A 20,684-nucleotide genomic window follows, 5' to 3' on the forward strand; every position below is an offset into this window, starting at 1 on the left:
CGGCGCCGTGTCCATCAGGGCCTTACCTCATGCTCGCGCAGCCCCGCCGGATCGATGGCCTCCCGGATCAGCCGCAGCTCCTCGGCGGTCGGCTCCCGGGTGGCGGGAACGCCGTCGGCGATGGTGAGCGGGAAGCCGGTCGCCTCCCGTACCCGCTCGGCGGACACCCCTGGGTGCAGGGAGCGCACCCGCAGGGTGCGGTCCGGTGTGTCGAAGTCGAGCACCGCGAGGTCGGTCACCACGCGGGGGATGCGGTGGAAGCGCGTCGCGGAGGGACCGGCGGCAGCGGCCCGGTCGTAGCCGACGCCGCACACCATGTCGACGCGTTCGACGAAGACGCGCGGGGAATGCCGGGGCACCCAGTAACTCGTCGGATTGTTGAGGGTGTTGACGGGCGCTCCGCGCACGCCCAGCAGCTGCCGCCGGGGCTGCTTCCAGTCGCCGATGCAGGAGATGTTCTGGTTGCCGTGGGCGTCGAGCTGGCTCGCGCCCATCATCACATGGCGCTTGCCGCCCATGACCAGCGCGAGGTGGCGGCGGTACGGCAGCCAGCCCTCCACGGTCGCGTCATCGGCGCCGACCAGCAGCGCCTCGCCGTCGGTGAGCAGCAGATCGGGCGCGAAGGTGAGCCGCGCCAGCCGGGCGCCGAGCCGCGGTATGAGGCCCATCGGGGCGGCCAGCACCTCCCCGTCGCCCCGCCAGGCCTCGGCACAGGCCAGCACGCAGTACTCGGCCCGGGTGACGGTCATTCCGCGCCCTCCTTCGCGTACGCCGCGACCGCGGCCTGGTACGTGTCCTCGTCCCCCGCCAGGAACCGCCGGGTGAACGCCTGCCAGGCCGCCGGGTCGGCGGCGGCCTTCGCGTACGCGCGCTGGAAATCCTCGTCCCGTCCGTAGTCGGGGGCGCAGGACGTGAAGTGCGCGCCGTGCGGAGTCTCGATCACGCCGGTCACCGCATGGCGCCCCACCAGCAGGGACTGCGGACCGGCCGTTTCCAGGAACTCCGTGGCGGGGACGACGCGTTCGCAGGAGAGATACGCCTGCTCCGCCGCCTCGCAGAACAGGTCGTCGAAGTACGGGTCGGGGCCCAGGTACTGGCCGTTGCCCTGGGCGTCGGCCCGGTTGAGGTGGACGAGCGCCACGTCCAGCCGCAGCGCGGGGACCGCCACCAGCTCCTCGCCGTCCTCGTACGGCGAGACCACCGTCCGCAATCCCGGGTTGACCGTCATCACGTCCGACCCGAGGCCCGCCCGGATCGGCAGGAAGGGAAGCCGGTGCACGGCCGCGGTCAGGCCCCACAGGAACATCGCCTCGTCCAGCTCCGCCAGTTCGAAGTCTGCGCGCTCCCGCGCCGCCCGGAAGTGCGGCTCCAGCGGGATCGAATCGAGCGTGGCGAAGGCCGTGACCAGCTTGCGGACCTTCCCGGCGGCGGCCAGCAGCCCGACGTCCGGCCCGCCGTACGAGACCACGGTCAGATCGCGGACGTCCGTACGCAGCAGCGCGCGCACCAGCGCCATCGGCTTGCGCCGGGAGCCCCAGCCGCCGATGCCCACCGTCATGCCGCTCTCGATCCGGCCGACGGCCTCCTCCGCGCTCATGCGCTTGTCGCTCACCGCCGCTCACCGCCCCCGTGGCCGGACCCGTCCGAGACGAACGCGTCCCGGTGCTTGTCGGAGATCCCCGCGAGATTCGCCTCGAAGGTGAAGCCCTGCTCGAAGCGGTAGCTGCGGTGGACGTCGACCGGGTCGATGCCGTTGATCGCCGCCTTGGCGAGCCGCAGCAGCGCACCGTCCTTGGCGGCGATCTCCCGGGCCAGCTCCAGCGCGGCGCTCCGTAACGCGGCACGGGGCACCACCCGCCACACCGAGCCGTGCCGGTGCAGCTCCCCGGCGGTCGCGGTGCGCGAGGTGTAGTACAGCGCGCGCATCAGGTGCTGGGGGACGAGCCGGGCCAGATGGGTGGCCGCGCCCAGCGCTCCCCGGTCCAGCTCCGGCAGTCCGAACGTCGCGTCCTCGGCCGCCACGATCGCGTCCGCGTTGCCCGCCAGGCCGATGCCGCCGCCGAGACAGAAGCCCTGCACCGCGGCGACGACCGGGACCGGGCAGTCGTAGACGGCCGCGAACGCCGCGTGGCAGCCGTGGTTGGCGCCGATGAGCGCCTGGTGCCCCTCGGTGCGCTGCATCTCCTTGATGTCCACCCCCGCGTTGAACCCCCGGCCCTCGGCGGCCAGGACCACGCAGCGCACCGCGGCATCGGCGCCCGCGGTGCGCAGCGCGTCGGCCAGCTCGTACCAGCCGTGCACGGGAAGGGCGTTGACGGGTGGGAAGTCCACGGTGACGACGGCGACGCCCGCTTCGGGGGCGGAGGTGGAGACACCCATGAGCAGATCCGCTACCTTTCCACCAAACGTTTGTTAGGCGTGAAGGTAGCAGTGCCCGGCGCACAACGGGAGGGTGAGAAGGGGCCATGGCCGTCTCCATCGACCTGTCCGGACGCGTCGCCGTCGTCACCGGCGGCACCCGCGGCGTCGGCGCGGGCATCGCCCGCGCCCTGCTCGCGGCGGGCGCCGACGTGGTGGTCTGCGCCCGCCGCCCGCCGGACCACCCGGTCGCGGCGGCCGGGCGCACGGCCCGCTTCCGGGCGCTCGACGTCCGGGACGCGGCCGCCGTCGCGGACTTCTTCGCCTGGGTGCGCGATACCCACGGCCGACTGGACGTCCTGGTCAACAACGCCGGAGGCAGCCCGTACGGGCTGCTCGCCGAGTCCGGCCCGCGCCGCGCCGCGCGGGTCGTCGAACTGAACCTGATCGCCCCGATGACCGTCGCCCTCGGCGCCTACGAGGTGATGCGCGATCAGGAGGGCGGCGGCTCGATCGTGATGATCGGCAGCGTCAGCGGCACCCGCCCCTCGCCGGGCACGGCCGCCTACGGAGCCGCCAAGGCGGGCCTGGACAACCTCGCCCGCACCCTCGCCGTGGAATGGGCCCCCGCGATCCGGGTCAACACCCTGGTCCTCGGCATGGTCCACACCGAACTCGCGCATCTGCACTACGGCGACGCCACCGGCGTGGCCGCCGTGTCCCGCACCGTGCCGCTGGGCCGCCTCGCCGACCCGGCGGAGGCGGGCGACGCTTGCGTCTTCCTCGCCTCCCCGATGGCCGCGTACATCACCGGCGCGAGCCTGGCCGTCCACGGCGGCGGAGAGCGCCCGGCGTTCCTGGCGGCGGCGCGGTCCCAGGCGGACGCAACGCCCTCAGCAGGCCCAGGAGCAGGACCAGGCCCAGGAACAGGAGGAGCAGGATGACAGGCATCTGCACCGGACGCGTCGCCGTCGTCACCGGCGCCGGACGCGGCCTCGGCCGGGCGCACGCGCTCGCCTTCGCCGCCGAGGGCGCGCGGGTCGTCGTGAACGACCTCGGCGTGGGCCCGGACGGCGCCGGGGAGTCGACGAGCCCCGCGCAGGAGGTGGCCGAGGAGATACGCGCCCTTGGCGGCGAGGCCGTGGCGCATGCCGGTGACATCGCCACCGCCGACGGCGCGGCCTCCCTCGTCGCCGCCGCCCTCGACACCTACGGCCGGCTCGACACCCTCGTCAACAACGCCGGATTCCTGCGCGACCGCATGCTCGTCAACCTCGGCGAGGACGACTGGGACGCCGTGATCCGCGTCCACCTCAAGGGCCACTTCCTGCCGCTCAAACACGCCGCCGCACACTGGCGCGCCGAGGCGAAGGCGGGTCGGACGCCCACCGCACGCGTGGTCAACACCGGCTCCGGTGCCGGACTGCTGGGCAGCGTCGGGCAGGGCAACTACGCGGCCGCCAAGGCCGGGATCGTCGGCCTCACCCTGGTGGCCGCGGCCGAGCTGGGCCGCTACGGGATCCAGGTCAACGCGATCGCCCCGGCGGCCCGCACCCGCATGACGGAGTCGACGTTCGCCGACACCATGGCGGCGCCCGACGAGCCCGGCGCGTTCGACGCGATGGCCCCCGGCAATGTCTCACCGCTCGTCGTCTGGCTCGGCTCCGCCGCCTGCGCCGGGGTCACCGGACGGGTCTTCGAGGCCGAAGCCGGGCGCATCACCGTCATGGACGGCTGGCGGCCCGGGCCGACCGCCGACAAGGGCGCCCGCTGGACCCCGGCCGAGGCCGGTGAGGCCGCGGCGAAGCTGCTCGCCGCCGCCGAGCCGCCGGGACCGGTGTACGGGGCGTCCTGACGACGAGCCGATTCGACGCACCCGGGCACGCATGCGGCGACCCGGACCCGGTCAGGGCACGCACCCTCACGGCACGCATCCGGCGCGCCGCAGCACCGTCATGAACCGGGAGGCGAAGACCGGGTGGCCGTCGGCCGAGGGGTGCAGCCGGTCCAGGCCCTCCGGCTCCAGCAGCAGCCGCGAACAGCCGGGCCCGAACACCTCCGGACCGTGGACGTAGTGCAGGTGTTTGTCGCCGTGGTCGCGCAGCAGCGCCACGGCCCGCCGTATGTGCGCCCGGCACTCGCGCATCGTCATCCCCGAGGGCCCGGGCACTTCCTCCCGCTCGGGCGCGGTGATGGTCGACATCACGGCGAACGGGGTGTCCGGATGCCCCTCCCGGACGGTGCGCACGAAGCCGACGAGCGCCGAGGCGAGCGCGTCGCGGTTGTGGCTCCCGAGCGCCTGGATGTTGATGCCGACGCAGACGGTGAGCAGCTCGGCCGGGAGGTCCCGCATCAGCCGCGCCGTCATCGGCTGGAGGCAGCAGGCCGCCCCGAGGGCCAGCGAGGTCAGGTCCCACCCGGCGCGGCGCGCCACCAGCGCGGCCCAGGTCCGGCTGGGCGACGCGGCCCCGCGCCCCTGCGAGATGGAGCTGCCGAAGTGGACCCAGCGCGGCCGCTGTTCGGCGCTGTCGCGCTCGACGGCGGAGCCCGCGTCCAGCGTCAGCCCCCGCAGCCGGAACTGGTGGTAGTACGGCAGCCACAGCTCGACCGTCGTCATGCGCCCCGGCAGCCCGTCGACCCGGACCTCCGCGTCCCCGCCGTGCGCCTCCAGGTCGGCGGTGGCCGTCCGCCGCCCGTCGCACACCACGTCGAGCCGGGCCCGTTCCGCGGGGCCGTTCAGCCTCGGCGGGGGATCGGCCTGGTAGCGGCAGACGAGCGAGGGGCTGTCGGTGCGCAGGGTGACCCGCACTCCGGACGGCATCGCGGCCCGCCCCAGCCCGCCCTCGGGGAGGTACAGCGCGGCGTCCCCGTACGGCAGCCGCCAGGGAGCGGTCCATCCGGGGCCGCGCTGAAGCGACACCGCGCCCCGGTAGGTCAGGCGCGGATCGTCGTCACCGATGTCGAGCGGGGCGAGCCGATCGTGCATGACAGGGAGTCTGGCACGCCCCACCGACAGTGAACGCGCCTCAGATGCTGATGCCGCGGGCGCGCAGATAGCTCAGCGGGTTGATGTCCGAGCCGTAGGCGGGCCCGGTGCGCACCTCGAAGTGCAGATGCGGACCGGTGGTGTTGCCGGTCGAGCCCGAACGGCCGATCTGCTGGCCCACGTTGACGCCCTGCCCGGCGCGCACCGACAGCTGGGACAGGTGCGCGTACTGGCTGTACTTGCCGTCCGCGTGCCGGATGACCACCTCGTAGCCGTACGCGTCCGCCCAGCCCGCCGAGACCACCTGGCCCCCGGCGACGGCCTTCACCGAGGTGCCGACCCCCACCGGGAAGTCGATGCCGGTGTGATGGCCGCTCGACCAGCTGGACCCGGACGCGCGGTAGGCGGTGGTCGGGCTGACGCCGCTCACGGGCGCGGTGAAGCCGGTGGCGGCGGCGGGCTTGGCGGCGGGCTTGCTCGCGCGCCGCTCGGTCTGCTGCGGCTTGGCCTTCGCCTCGGGCTGCGCCTTGGCCTTCGCCTTGGGCTGGGCTCTGTGCTTGGCCTGGGGCTTCGCCGCGGGCTTGGGCTTGGCCTTCGCCTTCGCCTCGGGCTCGGCTTCCGGCGTGGCCTTGCCCCCGCTCAGGGAGAGCTTCTGGCCGGGGTAGATCAGGTCGGGGTCGGAACCCACCGTCGCGCGGTTGGTCGCGTAGAGCGCGTGCCAGCCGCCGCGCACCTCCTGCGCGTCGGCGATCCGGGACAGCGTGTCGCCGCTGACGACCACGTAGGGGCCGGATTTCGTGGTCGCGTTGCCCGGCAGGCTGGTGGGCGTCGGCTTGCTCTGCCGCATTTGCTCGGCGGTGTTCGCGCGCTCCTTGGCGACGGTCTTGACGACCTTCGGCGCGGTCTGCGGCGCGGCGGTGTCCTGCGCCAGTCCGGCCTTCCCCGAGCACACCGGCCATGCCCCCGGCCCCTGCCCGTCGAGCACCTTCTCGGCGACGGCGATCTGCTGGGCCTTGGTGGCCAGATCGGCCCGCGCCGCGTAGGCGGTGCCCCCGTACGCCTCCCAGGTGCTCTGGGTGAACTGGAGTCCGCCGTAGAAGCCGTTCCCGCTGTTGATGTCCCAATTGTTGGTGGACTCGCACTGGGCGACCTTGTCCCAGGTCTCGCTGGAGGCGGCGTTCGCGCCCGCGGCGGCGACGAGGGGGAGTGCGATGCCGGCGCCGCCCGCCGTGACGCTCAGCGAGGCACGGGAGATGCGGTTGGGCTTGTAACGGCGGTGGCGTCCCCGTAAGGGCATGGACGGCTCCTTCTCCTGCTGCCTGTGAAGTGCTGCCCGTGGGCGGGCTGCCAAAGCGGGCCAAACATAAGGGGCCCGATTTCGCCACAACAAGAGGGAGTTCACACCGAAAAAGGGCCACAGCGCGCTGTGCTGCGGCCCTCTTCCGGTAATGTGATGTGCATCACATGGATTCGGTCGGTGGTTCAAGCGGGACACAGGGTGACGATCATGCGCTCCCGCATCCCACCACCCCCACACGTCACATCCGTACCGCCAGCGACAGTGCGAAGCGGCCCGCGGCGTCGGTCCACCAGTGCCGCGACTCCAGCCCCGCGGCCGCCAGTTCGGCCCGCACCTTCTCCTCCCGGAACTTCGCGGACACCTCGGTACGGACCTCCTCCCCGGCCGCGAAGGTCACCGCGAGATCCAGCGCGGGGATCTTCGCGGTGAGGTCCTTGCGTGCGCGCAGCCGCATCTCGATCCACTCCCGCTCGGCGTCCCACACCGCCACGTGGTCGAAGTCCGCGGGGTCGATGTCGGCGCCCAGTTCCCGGCCGAGGACCCGGAGCACGTTCTTGTTGAACTCCGCGGTGACGCCCTGCGCGTCGTCGTACGCGGCGACGAGCGTGGCCTCGTCCTTGACCAGGTCGGTTCCGAGCAGCAGCGCGTCACCCGGCGACAGCAGGGCGCTCACCGAGGCCAGGAACTCCGCCCGCTCCGGCGGCAGCAGATTGCCGATCGTGCCGCCGAGGAACGCCAGCAGACGCGGCCCCGGAAGGTCGTCGGGCAGCGCGAGCCCGCCGAGGAAGTCGGCGACCAGCGCGTGCACCGTCAGCCCCGGGTGGTCGGCGAGCAGCGCGTGCCCCGCCAGCTCCAGGGCGCTCTCGCTGACATCCACCGGGACGTAGGCGTGCAGATCCGGCAGGGCCTCGATCAGATGCCGGGTCTTCTCGGAGGACCCGGAGCCCAGCTCGATCAGCGTGCGGGCGCCGGTGGCGTCCGCGATCTCCGCCGCGCGTGCGATCAGGATCTCCCGCTCCGCGCGCGTCGGGTAGTACTCGGGCAGCCGGGTGATCTCCTCGAAGAGCTCGCTGCCCCGGGCGTCGTAGAACCACTTCGGCGGCAGCTGCTTGGGGGTGCGGGTCAGCCCCTCGGCGACATCGGCGCGCAGGGCCGCGGCCGTGGCGTCGGCGGGCAGGGTGCGGGTGACGGTGAAGGGGCTCACGCGGAACCCTCCTTGAGTGCGGTGAGGAGTACATCGGAGCGGGTGGCGGTGAGCAGCGTGCGGTCGGGGACCTCGGTCCACCGCGGATCGTCGTCGTACGGCTCGGAGGCGACCACGACCGCGCGGTCCGGGCCGGTCAGGTACCAGAGCGTGTCGCCCCAGGCGGTGGCGGCGATCGTCTCCCCGTCCATGAGCAGCAGGTTGAGCCGCGAACCGGGTGCGGCGGCCGCCACCTCCTCCGTGGTCCGGCCCAGCGCCTCGGCCGGGTCGTGGCCCAGCCGCAGCGCGTGCAGCGTCAGCGCCCAGACGAGCGCCGAGTCGCAGCGCGCCTCGAGACCGAGCAGATCGGCGGGCGGCAGGGACGCGGCGAGCCCCGCGAGGGTGTGCGGCCAGCCGCTGATGGCCCCGTTGTGGCTGAACAGCCAGGCGCCGGAGGCGAAGGGCGAGGCGCCCGCCTCGCCGTCGGCGCTCGCCACGGTGGCGTCCCGCACCGCGCCCATCAGCGCCCCGGTCCGTACCACCCGGGCCAGATCGGCGAACGACAGGTCGCCCCAGATGGGCCCGGCGCGCCGGTAGCGCGCGGGCACCGGGTCGCCCGGCGCGTACCAGCCGACGCCGAACCCGTCGGCGTTGACGGTGCCGTGCGCCTGCCGCCGCGGCGCCCACGACTGCGTGAACAGGCTGTGCTCCGGTGCGATGACGACCTCGCCGATGGGCCGCTCGGGCCCCAGGTACGCCAGATGCCTACACACCGGCGCCCCCGGTGAACCCCCGCGCGCCCGCTGCCCGCTGTCGCGCCCTCATGAGACCTCTGCCGGGGACGCGTCGCGGGCGGTGCGGAAGCCCGAGAAGATCTGGCGGCGGATCGGCAGGTCCCAGTTGCGGAACGTGCCGCGGCAGGCGACCGCGTCCACGGCGAAGGAGCCGCCGCGCAGCACCTTGTACGCGGGCCCGAAGAAGACCTGTGAGTACTCGGGGTACGGGAAGACGGTGAACCCCGGGTAGGGCAGGAAGTCGCTCGACGTCCACTCCCACACGTCCCCGATCAGCTGCCGTACGCCCAACCCCGAGGCGCCCTGCGGATAGCTGCCGGCCGGTGCGGGCCGCAGATGGCGCTGGCCGAGGTTGGCGTGGTCGGGGGTGGGGTCCGCGTCGCCCCACGGATAGCGCCGGGACCGGCCGCTCTCCGGGTCGTGGCGGGCGGCCTTCTCCCACTCCTCCTCGGTGGGCAGCCGCCGCCCGGCCCAGCGGGCGTAGGCATCCGCCTCGTACCAGCTCACATGGATCACCGGCTCCTCGGGCGGCACCGGCTCGGTCACCCCGAAGCGCCGGCGCAGCCACTGGCCGCCCTCGCGCCGCCAGAACAGCGGGGCGCTCAGGCCGTGCTCCTGGATGTGCGCCCAGCCCTCGGCGGACCACCAGCGCCGCTCGGTGTAACCGCCGTCGGCGATGAAGTGCGCGTACGCGCCGTTGGTCACCGGGGTGGTGTCGATGAAGAAGGGCGGCACCAGCCGGTGGTGGGCGGGCCGCTCGTTGTCCAGCGCCCAGGGCTCGGACGAGGTGCCCATGGTGAACGGGCCGCCCGGGACCAGCACCTCGTCCGGCAGGGCGCCGCCGGAGGTGTCGGGCGGCGGCGGGGCGGTGAGGGCGGCGGGGCCGCGGCGCAGCTGATGGGTGATGAGCATCGTCTCGTCGTGCTGCTGCTCATGCTGCGCGATCATGCCGAACGCGAAGGCCGCGTCGACCAGCGGGGCGCCGCGCAGCTCGGTCCGCTCCAGGACGTCGAGCACCCGGTTGCGTACGTCCGCCACATAGCCGCGGGCCTCGGCGGGCGCCAGCAGCGGCAGCGTGGGGCGCTTCGCGCGCGGATGCTCGAACGCGTCGTACACCGAGTCGATCTCGGGGCGCAGGGCGTCCTGTCCGCCCACGGCGCGCAGCAGCCACTGCTCCTCCTGGTTGCCGATGTGCGCCAGGTCCCAGACCAGCGGCGACATCAGGGGGGAGTGCTGGGCGGTGAGGTCGTGTTCGTCCACGCAGGTGGTGAGGGTGTGGGTACGGTCGCGCGCGGTGCGCAGAACCGTTTCGGCACGCTGGCGCAGCGCCTCGGGGTCGAGTGCGGGGCCGGAAGCGGTCATGACCGTTCCTCCTTCCCGGGAAGGGGGGCGAGCAGATCGTCGGCCGGACATCGGCCGCGGGCGACATAGCGGTCCGCGAAGTCGGCGACGGCGGATACGACGGCGGGGGAGGCCCCGATCCGGGGCAGCGCCTCCAGCGCCGTGGCGAAGCAGGCCACGGCGGCGTTGCGCAGCTCGGGGTCGGTCAGGGCGTCACGGGTCGCCGTCATCCACAGCGGATTGCAGGGCGCGGGCCGGGCGCCCGCCGTCTCGGCGAGCGGTTTCACCACGCGGTAGACGGTCTCCGCGGCCTCCGGGTCGTCGAAGAGCGCCACGGTCACGGCGAGGGGCACGATCCACCCGTCGTCGCCGCTCTGCGCGTCGATCATGCGCAGTTCGAGGTGGCCGCGCGGGCGGACGGGCGGGAAGAGGGTCGAGACATGGAAGTCGAGGTCGTCCTGGGTGGGCGGCCGCGGCAGCCCGGTGCGGGCCCACTGCCGGAAGGTGAGTCCGTCCGGCACCGCCCAGCGCGTGCCGTCGTCCCGGATGGCCATCACGGGCGCGTCCAGCACGTACCCGGTCCAGGCAGTGCGCGGATCCCTGTCGTCGGGCGGGGCCAGCGTGCGCCCGGGGTCCATCGCCGCCCACAGCGCCTGCCGGGTGGAGCGGAAGCCGGTCGGGCGGCCCTCGCGCAGCGGAGAGTTGGCGAACGCGGCGGTCAGCACGGCGCCCAGCAGGTGGGCCAGGCGCCAGCGCCGGCCGAGGCCCAGCGGACCGGGCTCCTCCTGTCCGGCGTCCACACAGACCTGTACGGAGGCGGTGTTGCACATCATGGAGCGCCCCGCCGGTCCCCGGCGGTCGAAATAGGTCTCCATGGAGTCGTAGCGGGGTGTGGTGAGGATCCTGCGCGGTGGGCGCCAGGGGTCGTGTCCGTGACCGGCGATGCCGAGGCCCAGCTCGGCGAGGAGCGCGCGGACGAGGACCAGATCGGCGGCGGCGGACTCCACGCATGCGGTGAGGGAGTCGGCCGGGAGGGAGCTGAGCTCCAGCTGGCCGCCGGGTTCGAAGGTGAGCGCGGACGCGAGGCCCAGTCCGCGCAGGGCGGTGACCGCGGCTTCCAGCCGCGCCGCCTCGACGGGTTGTGCGGGGTCGTGCGGGTCGTACATGAGCCATTCGAGCTCGACGCCGATGCGTCGCGGAGGACCGGTCTTGAAGCAGATGCCGTGGAGTCTGGCCTCCATCTCGGCCTCGTCGATCGCCTTGCTGTCGGGCACAGTCGTCATCTCCCGTCCCGTTCCGGCCGTCGGATCGCTGCGATAGGAACCGATATGTCGCCGCCTACTCTTATCCGTCGAGGGTCCGGGCTCAAGGGTGCCTCCAGAGTTGCACAAGAGTTCACCGAGCGCCGGGCGGGAAAGGCAGGATGGCTGATGCCTCCGTACGAGCCGGTTCCCCTGCTCGTACCGACTGGTTAGTATGTGCGCCCCGACGGGTTTCGCGCCCCTACCGAAAGCTTCTGGAGGCCACCGGATGCAGGCATGGCGAGTGCACGACAATGGCGAGCCCCGTGAGGTGATGCGCCTCGACGACGTGCCCGATCCGGTGGCCGGGCCCGGGGAACTGCTCCTGCGGGTCCGCGCCGTCAACGTCAACTTCCCGGACGCCCTGCTGTGCCGCGGCCACTACCAGGTGCGGCCGCCCATGCCGTTCACCCCGGGCGTCGAGCTGTGCGGCGAGATCGTCGCCCTCGGCGAGGGGGCGCAGGGCGAGGTGGGCGCGCGCGTCCTGGCCACCCCCACGCTCCCCGCGGGCGGCTTCGCGGAGTACGTGACCGTCGACGCGGCCACCGTGCTGCCGGCGCCCGACGCACTGGACGACGCCCAGGCCGCGGCCCTGCACATCGGCTATCAGACGGGCTGGTTCGGCCTGCACCGCCGGGCCGGGCTGCGGGCCGGGGACACGCTGCTGGTGCACGCCGCCGCGGGCGGCGTCGGCAGCGCCGCCGTCCAGCTCGGCAAGGCGGCCGGGGCGCGGGTGATCGGTGTCGTCGGCGGCGAGGACAAGGCCCGGGTCGCCCGCGAACTGGGCTGCGACGTGGTGCTCGACCGGCGCGGCGACGACATCGTGGCCGCGGTCAAGGAGGCCACCGGCGGACGCGGCGCCGACGTCGTCTACGACCCGGTCGGCGGCGACGCCTTCGCCCAGTCCGTCAAATGCATCGCCTTCGAGGGCCGGATCGTGGTGGTCGGCTTCGCCAGCGGCGTCGTCCCGCAGGCCGCCCTCAACCACGCCCTGGTCAAGAACTACGCCATCCTCGGCCTCCACTGGGGCCTCTACAACACCTACGACCCCGCCGCGATCCGCGCCTGCCACGACGAGCTGACCAAGCTCGCCGCCCAGGGCACCGTCAAACCGCTGGTCAGCGAGCGGGTGCCGATGAGCGGGGCCGCGGACGCCGTCCAGCGCGTCGCCGACGGCGTGACCACCGGCCGCGTCGTGGTCGTCCCCGGACAGCCCGAGGGAGGCGCCCGATGAGCACGCCCGAGACCGCCCAGGACACCACCGCCGTGGACGCCGACGGACTGCGGCGCCGCACCCGCGCGCTCCTCGACGCCCACCCCCCGGCCACCACCGACCGCCTGGACTTCCTGCGCGCCCGCTTCGACGCCGGACTCGCCTGGGTGCACTACCCGGTGGGGCTGGGCGGCCTGGACGCCCCCCGCTCGCTCCAGGCCGTCGTGGACGCCGAACTCGAGGCCGCCGGCGCCCCCGACAACGACCCCCGCCGCATCGGCATCGGCCTCGGCATGGCCGCTCCCACCATCCTCGGCTTCGGCTCCGAGGAGCAGCGGCAGCGGCTGCTGCGCCCGCTGTGGACCGGCGAGGAGGTGTGGTGCCAGCTGTTCAGCGAGCCCGGCGCGGGATCCGACCTCGCCGCACTCGCCACCCGGGCGGTGCGCGACGGCGACGACTGGGTGGTCGACGGCCAGAAGGTCTGGACGTCCAGCGCACACCTCGCCCGCTGGGCCATCCTCATCGCCCGCACCGACCCCGACCTGCCCAAGCACCGCGGCATCACGTACTTCGTCTGCGACATGACCGACCCCGGTGTCGAGGTCCGGCCCCTGCGCCAGATCACCGGCGAGGCCGAGTTCAACGAGGTCTTCCTGACCGGCGTGCGCATCCCCGACAACCGCCGCCTCGGCGAGATCGGCGAGGGCTGGCGGGTCGCCCAGACGACCCTGATGAACGAGCGTGTCGCCATCGGCGGCGGCCGCGTCCCCCGCGAAGGCGGCATGATCGGCCTGGTCTCCGAAACCTGGCGCGACCGCCCCGAACTGCGCACCCACGATCTGCACCAGCGGCTGCTGCGGCTGTGGGTGGACGCCGAGGCCGCCCGGCTCGCGGGCGAGCGGCTGGGCCAGCAGCTCGCCGTCGGACAGCCCGGACCCGAGGGCTCGGCCATGAAGCTCGCCTTCGCCCGGCTCAACCAGGAGATCAGCGCCCTGGAGGTCGAACTGCTGGGGGAGGAGGGCCTGCTCTACGACGACTGGACGCTGCGCCGCCCCGAACTGGTCGACTTCACCGGACGCGAGGCCGGGTACCGCTATCTGCGCGCCAAGGGCAACTCCATCGAGGGCGGCACCTCCGAGGTCCTGCTCAACATCATCGCCGAACGCGTCCTGGGCCTGCCGCCCGAGCCGCGGACCGACAAGGACGTCCCGTGGAAGGATCTGCCCCGATGAGCACCCCGGACCTGCTCTACACCGAGGCCGAGGACGATCTGCGCGCCGCCGTGCGGTCGCTGCTCACCGACCGCTGCCCGCCCGCCGCCGTGCTCTCCGAGGCCGAGAGCGGCCGGGCGCACGACCCCGCACTGTGGCGCTCACTGGGCACCGAGATGGGCACGGCGGGGCTGCTCGTGCCCGACAAGCTCGGCGGACAGGGCGCTACCGCGCGCGAGGCGGCGGTCGTGATGGAGGAACTGGGCCGGGCCGTCGCCCCCGTGCCGTACCTCACCAGCGCCGTCGTCGCGGTCGGCGCCGTGCTGGGCTGCGACACCGGCGAGGCCGCCGTCGCGCGGCTGCTCGGCGCCCTGGCCGAAGGCCGTACGGTCGGCGCGCTGGCGGTTCCGGCGGCCACCACGCCCGGCGCCGCCGCCCCGGCCGTGACCGTACGGGTGGACGGCGACGGGACGCTCAGCGGCCGGATCCCCCATGTCGCGGGTGCGGCGGGCGCCGATGTGCTGCTCGTCCCCGCCGACGGGCCGGACGGATACGGCCTGTACGCCGTGGAGACCACGGAAGCCAGCGTCTCCGTGGAGCCCCTCACCTCGCTCGACCTCACCCGGCCCCTCGCCGCGGTGACCCTCACCGGCGCCCCCGCGCGTCGGCTGGCCGAGGCCGACCGCGCGCAGGACGCCGTCGTACGGGCGCTGCTGACCGGCGGCGGACTGCTCGCCTCCGAGCAGCTGGGCGTGGCCGAATGGTGTCTGACCGAGACCGTCCGCCACACCAAGGAGCGCCATCAGTTCGGCCGCCCCGTCGGCTCGTTCCAGGCGCTCAAGCACCGCATGGCGGCGCTCTGGCTGGAGCTGGTCTCGGCCCGCGCCACCGCCCGGCACGCCGCCGACGCGCTGGCCGCCGACAGCCCGGACGTCCCGGTCGCGGTGGCCGTCGCGCAGGCGTACTGCGGGCAGGTGGCGGTACACGCGGCCGAGGAGTGCGTGCAACTGCACGGCGGCATCGGCATGACCTGGGAGCACCCGGCGCACCTGTACCTCAAGCGGGCCAAGAGCGCCGAGACCCTGCTCGGCACCCCGGGCCGCCACCGCCGGGCGCTCGCCGACCTGGTGGACCTCTCCGCCCCCACGGGCTGACCGGGCCCACGGGCTGACGGTCCCACGGGCTGATGCCCGGTGAATCCGCCCCGCTGCCGGGCGGATTCACCGGGCGATGTCGGCACGCGGAGGTCGAACGGGAGATCGGCACTCGTGTGGAGCACCCGTTACGAGTGGATTCAGGGCGATTCTGGGCCACACTGACGGCCGGATCCCGATCCCCTGAAGCGGCCCAGGAGGCTCCCCATGGCCATTTCGATCTCCGTGGTCCTGCTCCTGCTGATCCTCGCGGTGGTCTTCCTGCGCAGCGGCGGGCTGCGCGTCTCGCATGCCCTGGTCTGCGTCACGCTGGGCTTCTACCTGGCGAGCAGCAGCATCGCGCCGACCATCTCCGAGGGCCTGTCCGCGACCGCGGACGTGGTCAGCAGCGTCCGCCCCTGACCGGCGCCCGCGGCCGCGGTGCGGCCACCGCTCAGCGGCCGATCTCGACGTCCTCCAGCACACCCAGGGCGTCGGGCACCAGAACCGCGGCCGAGTAGTAGGCGCTCACCAGATACGACGTGACCGCCTGCTCATTGATGCCCATGAACCGCACGTTCAGGCTGGGCTCGTACTCATCCGGAATGCCCGTCTGATGCAGGCCGATCACGCCCTGGCTCTCCTCCCCGGTGCGCAGCGCGAGGATCGAGCTGGTGCCGGACTCGCTCACCGGGATCTTGTTGCAGGGCAGCAGCGGCACCCCGCGCCAGGCGCGCACCGCGACCCCTGCCACCTCGGCGCCCTGCGGATACAGCCCCCGGCTGCTGCACTCGCGGCCGAAGGCGGCGATGGTGCGCGGATGCGCCAGCAGATACTGCGTCTTGCGGCGGCGGGCCAGCAGCTCGTCCAGATCGTCCGGGGTGGGCGGGCCGCTGCGGGTGTGGATGCGCTGGGAGAGGTCGGCGTTGTGCAGGAGACCGAACTCCCGGTTGTTGACCAGTTCGTGCTCCTGGCGCTCGCGCAGCGCCTGGATGGTCAGCTTGAGCTGCTCCTCGACCTGGTTCATCGGCTCGTTGTAGAGGTCGGCGACGCGAGTGTGGACGCGCAGGATCGTCTGGGCGACGCTCAGCTCGTACTCACGCGGCTTCAGCTCGTACTCCGCGAACGTCCCCGGCAGCGTCGGCTCCCCCGTATGGCCGGAGGCGACCGCGATATCGGCCTCCCCCTTCCGGTTCTGCGCGGGCGCGGTCCGCCCGGACGCCTCCTGGAGGTGGCTGCGCAGCGCCCCGGACCGGTCGGCGGCCTCCTGGAAGACCCGGCGGGGGAGGGTGAGCACCGTGGTCCGGGTGACGGCCCGTGCGGTGAACTCCCAGGTGCGCTCCGGCCCGGTGAGCACCTCGTCCCCGAAGTACTCCCCGTCGGCCAGCAGCCCCAGCGCCGTGCCCTCGTCGTACGCCCCGGGCGCGATCTGCCGGACCTTGCCGTGGGCGATGAGGTACACCTGATCGGCCGGGCGCCCCGCCTCGACCAGCACATCGCCCGGCGCGTACTCCCGCTGTACGCAGCCGTCCGCCAGCGCCTCCAGCACCGCGGCGTCACCGAAGCCGCGCAGCGTCGGCAGCTCACCCAGCTCCGGCGGAATCACCCGTACCTCGGAACCGGTGCTGATGAACTCGATCCGTCCGTCCCCGACCGTGTAGCTGAGCCGCCGGTTCACCCGGTACGTACCGGCCGACACCTGGACCCAGGGCAGCACGCGCAGCAGCCACCGGGAGGAGATGGCCTGCATCTGCGGCACGGACTTGGTCGTGGTCGCCAGATTCCGGGCGGCGGCCGTACCCAGGCTCAGCGGCTGCTCACCGGACTCCACGGAGGTGGTCATCTGTGTTCATCACCCATTTCGGTAGAGGGGGCGTTGCGGGAAGGTCATCCGGGCGGCCGAGGGCGCGGCCGCCGGGCCATCAGAGTCCGATTTCCACGTTCTCCAGGATTCCGAGCGCGTCCGGGACGAGGACGGCCGCGGAATAGTAGGCGCTGACGAGGTACGAGATGATGGCCTGGTCGTTGATTCCCATGAACCGGACGGAAAGACTCGGCTGGTATTCATCCGGAATTCCGGTCCGGTGGAGGCCGATCACGCCCTGGTTCTCCTCGCCGGTGCGCAGCGCGAGGATCGAACTGACGCCGCTGCGGGTCACCGGAATCTTGTTGCACGGGAAGATGGGCACCCCGCGCCAGGCCGGCACCGCGTGCCCGTTCACCTCCGCGTGCTGCGGCACGATGCCCCGGCTGTTGAACTCCCGGCCGATGGCCGCGATGGCCCGCGGGTGGGCCAGGATCAGCCCCGGGTCCTTCCAGACGGTGGCCAGCAGCGCGTCGAGGTCGTCGGGGGTGGGCGGGCCGCTGCGGGTGTGGATGCGCTGGGAGAGGTCGGCGTTGTGCAGCAGGCCGATGTCCGGGTTGTTGACCAGCTCGTGTTCCTGGCGCTCGCGCAGTGCCTCGATGGTCAGCCGGAGCTGCTGCTCGACCTGGTTCATCGGCTCGTTGTAGAGGTCGGCGACGCGGGTGTGGACGCGCAGGATCGTCTGGGCGACGCTCAGCTCGTACTCACGGGGCTTCAGCTCGTACTCCGCGAACACCCCGGGCAGGAGCGGCTCGCCCGTGTGCCCCGAGGCCAGCTCGATGGAGGCCTCACCGTGCTCGTTCTGCGGGGCCACCGGCGCCGAGCGCACCGCCTCCACATGCGCCCGCAGCTCCCGGGACCGGTCCAGCTGCTCTTCGAACTCCTGCCGGGACAGGGTGAGCGCCGTGCAGGAGGTGACCGCCTTGGCCGTGATGCCCCAGGTGCCGGGCTCGGCGGCGGCCAGCTCCCGCTCGCCGAAGTGGTCGCCGCCGGCGGCCGAGCCGACCACCGAGGGCTCGTCGAACGCCCCCTCGGTCAGCTTGTCGACCTTGCCGTGGGCGAGCAGGACCAGCTCGTCCGCCGGGTGCCCGGCCTCCACCAGCAGCTCCCCGGGTGCGAACTCGCGCTGGGTGAAGCGGTCCGCCAGCGCTTCCAGCACCTCGGTGTCCTCGAAGGCGCGCAACAGCGGCAGCTCGCGCAGCTCGACGGGGATGACCCGCACCGTCGACCCGGTGGTGGTGAACTCCACCCGCCCGTCGCCGAGCGTGTGCGACGCCCGGCGGTTCACCCGGTACGAACCGCCCGGAACCTGCACCCACGGCAGCATGCGCAGCAGCCACCGCGAGGTGATGCCCTGCATCTGCGGCACGGACTTTGTCGTCGTCGCCAGATTCCGTGCCGCCTCCGTGCCCAGGCTCGTGGGCGGCTGCGGATTGCCGATACCGGAACCTGATTCAACGGACGTCGTCATCGTGAATGCTCACCCATCCCTGGACGGACTTGAAGAGATATCCCCGCTCGAGCAACTGCCAAGCTATCAGCGGATTTTGGGCCATGCATTCACTCAAAAGAGTGCGCCACCAGGGGTTTGCGGAATTAGTGCCGGGTGAATACTCCGATCCCATTCGGAACCGGTCGCTCGGCGCCGCCCGAGGGGTGGTTGCGCACCGTCGTCCGTGCGCCGTCCGGCTCGCGCGCGACGAGCGTGGACGAGCCGCCGCCGTCCAGATCGACCGCGTCCTCGGCGCCGGTGTCGAGCATGAGGTCCGCGAGTTCACCGATGGTCAGTCCCTTGCGGTAGTCCGGGCCGCCGTCCAGGGCCAGCAGATAGAGCCGGTGCCCGCCGTCGGCGATGCCCGCCGAGGTGCGTACGGCCGCGTCGACCGTGTCCAGCCCCGCGAGCGGGCGGTCGTCCCGGACGATCGGAAAGCCGCCGACCGCGAACGTGAACCGCGCCCGCTCCGCGCCCTCCAGCCGGTATCCGACGCGCACCCGGTCGCCGACCCGCAGCGCGCGCAGGTCCCGCGCGCCCGCCTCGCGCCCCACCAGGACGACCGTGTCCGGTGCGATCGCGCCCTCGCCCGGGGCGGCCGCCACCCGGGTGACCACGCCCCGGCGCACCGTCACCTCATAGGTCTCCTGGCCGCAGGGCGCCGCCCGGTCGGTGTCCGTCCCGCAGACCGCGCGGGCGCGGGAGGCCGTCCCCCAGTCGGAGGTGTACGCGCCGACGCCGCCCTCCGCCACCGCGTACTGGTTGACCCCGCGCAGCGGCAGCCTGCCCTGCCGGGCCTCCACGGTGCCCCGCAGCGTCAGCCGGCCGAGCCGGGCCACATGGTCCGCGCCCAGGCCGACCACGTCCTCCGTGGTGGTGCCGGGAGGCAGCACCGGGCCGAAGCGCTGGCCGTCCGGCACCGCCGACTTGAGCGCCGCCCCGCCGGCCACCGCGGGGCCGACCGGGGCGCCCGTGGCCGGCACTCCGGGGTGCTGGGTCTCGGAGATGTTGAAGAAGTCACCGTTCACGGCGGCGACCGCGCCGCGCTCGTCGGCCATGGCGGAGACCGGCTTGCGGGCGGCGACCGCGCCCGCGGTCAACAGATCGAGCGAGATGCCCGGTTCGCGCAGATCCACCGAGAGCAGATGGCCGTATGCCGTGCCGTGCGAGGCGGCCACGGTGAACGTCCGGTATTCGACGCCCGGCGCGATGACGGCGCTTGAGCCGAAGCGCGGCGCGCGGGCGTCGGCGTGCGCCGGTGCCGCCCCGGCCGCGTCCGTGCCCACCAGCGCGGCCCACGCCAGGACCACCGCCGCCACCCGCACCCGCGTTCCGTGTCCACGTCCCGTCATGGCTCTGTGCCGCCCTTCCGTCAGCCGATCCCGTCGCCACCGGACTTCGCCGCCCGCCGCCGGGGCCGCGGGAACGGCGTGGAAATGGCCGGGGACCACCTGCGGAACTCTTCGCACGCCCCTGCCCACGGGGACCGCGGCCCCCCGATACTCACTGGCGTCCGACGCGTACATCCGGCACCACGCCGGGACGAGAGCCGGGAGGCCCCATGGTCCGCCGTACACGCCGTGCCTTTGTCGTCACCCTCGGAGCCGCACTCGCGGGCGGCACCGCCGCCCCGGCGTTCGCGGACTCAACCGGCCCCAGGCCCAAGCCGCCGCTGCCCAGAGCCCATGCGCACAACGACTACGAGCACCCGCGCCCGCTCACCGACGCCCTGTCCCACGGCTTCGGCAGCGTCGAGGCCGACATCTGGCTGGTGGACGGAGAGTTGCTGGTCGCCCACGACGCGACCGACCTCGACCCCACCCGCACCCTGGAGTCCCTCTACCTCGACCCGCTGTTCCAGCGCGTCACGGCGAACCGCGGCCGGGTCTACCGCGGCTACGACCTGTCGCTGCAACTGCTGATCGACATCAAGACCCCCGGCGAGGCCACCTACCTCGAACTCGCCAAGCGGCTGCGCCGCTACAGCCGGATGTTCAGCACCGCCTACGGCGGGGTCGGCGGCCGGGTGCGGCGCGGCGCGGTGACCGCCGTCATATCGGGCGACCGCGGAGCCCGGGCACCGATGGAGGCCGAGAAGGTGCGCCACGCCTTCTACGACGGACGGCTGGAGGACATGGGAACCGGCGTGCCCGCCTCCTTCATCCCGCTCATCAGCGCCGACTGGACGAAGACCTTCACCTGGCAGGGCACCGGCCCGATGCCGCAGGAGGAGCGGGAGAAGCTGTACCAGATCACCGTCGCCGCCCGCGCGGCCCGGCAGAAGGTGCGCTTCTGGGCCACGCCCGACCTCGCGGGCCCGGCTCGCGAGGCCGTGTGGCGCGAGCTGCTGGCCGCGCACGTCGACTACCTGAACACCGATGACCTGGCGGGGCTGGAGGACTTCCTGCGCGGTGCCCACTGACACGGCAGCCCACTGACGCGGCAGCTCACTGACGCCGCACGCTCGCTGACGCGGCACGGGGATCCCGGCGGGCGGGCCCGGCGGAC

19 protein-coding genes are annotated in these 20,684 nt (G+C 73.3%); 7 read left to right on the forward strand and 12 right to left on the reverse strand.

Going from position 1 to position 20,684, the window contains the following annotated elements; translation table 11 throughout:
- Nucleotides 1-14: 14 nt before the first annotated feature.
- The 3 genes from HYQ63_RS42090 to HYQ63_RS42100 are packed head-to-tail and all read right to left on the reverse strand — an operon-like array spanning nucleotide 15 to nucleotide 2,379.
- Nucleotides 15-749: a CoA-transferase subunit beta gene (locus HYQ63_RS42090; RefSeq protein WP_179939295.1), complete on the reverse strand. Its 735-nt coding sequence runs from the start codon at nucleotides 747-749 to the stop codon at nucleotides 15-17.
- Nucleotides 746-1,612, reverse strand: coding sequence for a CoA transferase subunit A (locus HYQ63_RS42095; RefSeq protein WP_257232510.1), 867 nt, complete (start codon nucleotides 1,610-1,612; stop codon nucleotides 746-748). Before HYQ63_RS42095 ends, HYQ63_RS42090 begins: the two co-directional genes overlap by 4 nt.
- Nucleotides 1,609-2,379 carry an enoyl-CoA hydratase family protein gene (locus tag HYQ63_RS42100; RefSeq protein ID WP_179939296.1) on the reverse strand — a complete coding sequence of 257 codons (771 nt, stop codon included), beginning with the start codon at nucleotides 2,377-2,379 and terminating at the stop codon, nucleotides 1,609-1,611. The genes HYQ63_RS42095 and HYQ63_RS42100 overlap by 4 nt, the downstream gene beginning before the upstream one ends.
- Nucleotides 2,380-2,465: 86 nt before the next feature.
- On the opposite strand from HYQ63_RS42100, the gene HYQ63_RS42105 reads away from it, so the two are divergent.
- Nucleotides 2,466-3,302, forward strand: a complete 837-nt coding sequence (locus HYQ63_RS42105; protein ID WP_179939297.1) for an SDR family oxidoreductase — start codon at nucleotides 2,466-2,468, stop codon at nucleotides 3,300-3,302.
- Nucleotides 3,299-4,213: an SDR family oxidoreductase gene (locus HYQ63_RS42110; RefSeq protein WP_179939298.1), complete on the forward strand. Its 915-nt coding sequence runs from the start codon at nucleotides 3,299-3,301 to the stop codon at nucleotides 4,211-4,213. The genes HYQ63_RS42105 and HYQ63_RS42110 overlap by 4 nt, the downstream gene beginning before the upstream one ends.
- A 66-nt stretch (nucleotides 4,214-4,279) precedes the next feature.
- Here HYQ63_RS42110 and HYQ63_RS42115 read toward each other — a convergent pair whose 3' ends face one another.
- The 6 genes from HYQ63_RS42115 to egtA form a co-directional block, all read right to left on the reverse strand.
- The gene (locus tag HYQ63_RS42115) at nucleotides 4,280-5,344 is read right to left on the reverse strand and encodes a GDSL-type esterase/lipase family protein (RefSeq protein ID WP_257232511.1); all 1,065 of its coding nucleotides are present in this window, start codon (nucleotides 5,342-5,344) and stop codon (nucleotides 4,280-4,282) included.
- A gap of 40 nt (nucleotides 5,345-5,384) precedes the next feature.
- Nucleotides 5,385-6,641, reverse strand: coding sequence for a transglycosylase family protein (locus HYQ63_RS42120; RefSeq protein WP_179939300.1), 1,257 nt, complete (start codon nucleotides 6,639-6,641; stop codon nucleotides 5,385-5,387).
- A gap of 241 nt (nucleotides 6,642-6,882) precedes the next feature.
- Nucleotides 6,883-7,848 (reverse strand): L-histidine N(alpha)-methyltransferase, encoded by a 966-nt coding sequence (gene egtD, locus HYQ63_RS42125; protein ID WP_179939301.1) that lies wholly within the window; start codon nucleotides 7,846-7,848, stop codon nucleotides 6,883-6,885.
- Nucleotides 7,845-8,600 carry an ergothioneine biosynthesis protein EgtC gene (gene egtC, locus HYQ63_RS42130; protein WP_179939302.1) on the reverse strand — a complete coding sequence of 252 codons (756 nt, stop codon included), beginning with the start codon at nucleotides 8,598-8,600 and terminating at the stop codon, nucleotides 7,845-7,847. Before egtC ends, egtD begins: the two co-directional genes overlap by 4 nt.
- Before the next feature lie 48 nt (nucleotides 8,601-8,648).
- Nucleotides 8,649-9,983: an ergothioneine biosynthesis protein EgtB gene (gene egtB / locus HYQ63_RS42135; RefSeq protein ID WP_179939303.1), complete on the reverse strand. Its 1,335-nt coding sequence runs from the start codon at nucleotides 9,981-9,983 to the stop codon at nucleotides 8,649-8,651.
- Nucleotides 9,980-11,245 (reverse strand): ergothioneine biosynthesis glutamate--cysteine ligase EgtA, encoded by a 1,266-nt coding sequence (gene egtA, locus HYQ63_RS42140; protein ID WP_257232512.1) that lies wholly within the window; start codon nucleotides 11,243-11,245, stop codon nucleotides 9,980-9,982. The genes egtB and egtA overlap by 4 nt, the downstream gene beginning before the upstream one ends.
- A gap of 247 nt (nucleotides 11,246-11,492) precedes the next feature.
- On the opposite strand from egtA, the gene HYQ63_RS42145 reads away from it, so the two are divergent.
- From HYQ63_RS42145 to HYQ63_RS42160, 4 genes are all read left to right on the forward strand, one after another.
- Nucleotides 11,493-12,497 carry an NADPH:quinone oxidoreductase family protein gene (locus tag HYQ63_RS42145; RefSeq protein WP_179939304.1) on the forward strand — a complete coding sequence of 335 codons (1,005 nt, stop codon included), beginning with the start codon at nucleotides 11,493-11,495 and terminating at the stop codon, nucleotides 12,495-12,497.
- Nucleotides 12,494-13,708 (forward strand): acyl-CoA dehydrogenase family protein, encoded by a 1,215-nt coding sequence (locus tag HYQ63_RS42150; protein WP_179939305.1) that lies wholly within the window; start codon nucleotides 12,494-12,496, stop codon nucleotides 13,706-13,708. The genes HYQ63_RS42145 and HYQ63_RS42150 overlap by 4 nt, the downstream gene beginning before the upstream one ends.
- The gene (locus tag HYQ63_RS42155) at nucleotides 13,705-14,841 is read left to right on the forward strand and encodes an acyl-CoA dehydrogenase family protein (protein WP_179939306.1); all 1,137 of its coding nucleotides are present in this window, start codon (nucleotides 13,705-13,707) and stop codon (nucleotides 14,839-14,841) included. The genes HYQ63_RS42150 and HYQ63_RS42155 overlap by 4 nt, the downstream gene beginning before the upstream one ends.
- A 207-nt stretch (nucleotides 14,842-15,048) precedes the next feature.
- Nucleotides 15,049-15,243, forward strand: coding sequence for a hypothetical protein (locus tag HYQ63_RS42160; RefSeq protein ID WP_009720740.1), 195 nt, complete (start codon nucleotides 15,049-15,051; stop codon nucleotides 15,241-15,243).
- 31 nt (nucleotides 15,244-15,274) lie between these two features.
- On the opposite strand, the gene HYQ63_RS42165 is transcribed toward HYQ63_RS42160, so the two are convergent.
- The 3 genes from HYQ63_RS42165 to HYQ63_RS42175 all read right to left on the reverse strand — a co-directional run bounded on the left by HYQ63_RS42165 (nucleotide 15,275) and on the right by HYQ63_RS42175 (nucleotide 19,528).
- Nucleotides 15,275-16,663, reverse strand: coding sequence for a family 2B encapsulin nanocompartment shell protein (locus HYQ63_RS42165; protein WP_179939307.1), 1,389 nt, complete (start codon nucleotides 16,661-16,663; stop codon nucleotides 15,275-15,277).
- Between the two features lie 79 nt (nucleotides 16,664-16,742).
- Nucleotides 16,743-18,155 (reverse strand): family 2B encapsulin nanocompartment shell protein, encoded by a 1,413-nt coding sequence (locus tag HYQ63_RS42170; protein WP_179939308.1) that lies wholly within the window; start codon nucleotides 18,153-18,155, stop codon nucleotides 16,743-16,745.
- 125 nt (nucleotides 18,156-18,280) lie between these two features.
- Nucleotides 18,281-19,528 (reverse strand): phosphodiester glycosidase family protein, encoded by a 1,248-nt coding sequence (locus HYQ63_RS42175; protein WP_179939309.1) that lies wholly within the window; start codon nucleotides 19,526-19,528, stop codon nucleotides 18,281-18,283.
- 209 nt (nucleotides 19,529-19,737) lie between these two features.
- Here HYQ63_RS42175 and HYQ63_RS42180 point away from each other — a divergent pair, with 209 nt between their 5' ends.
- Nucleotides 19,738-20,598: a phosphatidylinositol-specific phospholipase C/glycerophosphodiester phosphodiesterase family protein gene (locus HYQ63_RS42180; protein WP_179939310.1), complete on the forward strand. Its 861-nt coding sequence runs from the start codon at nucleotides 19,738-19,740 to the stop codon at nucleotides 20,596-20,598.
- The last annotated feature ends 86 nt before the right edge of the window (nucleotides 20,599-20,684 follow it).

Source organism: Streptomyces sp. Rer75 (genome assembly GCF_013414305.1).
Taxonomy (GTDB): Bacteria; Actinomycetota; Actinomycetes; order Streptomycetales; family Streptomycetaceae; genus Streptomyces; species Streptomyces himastatinicus.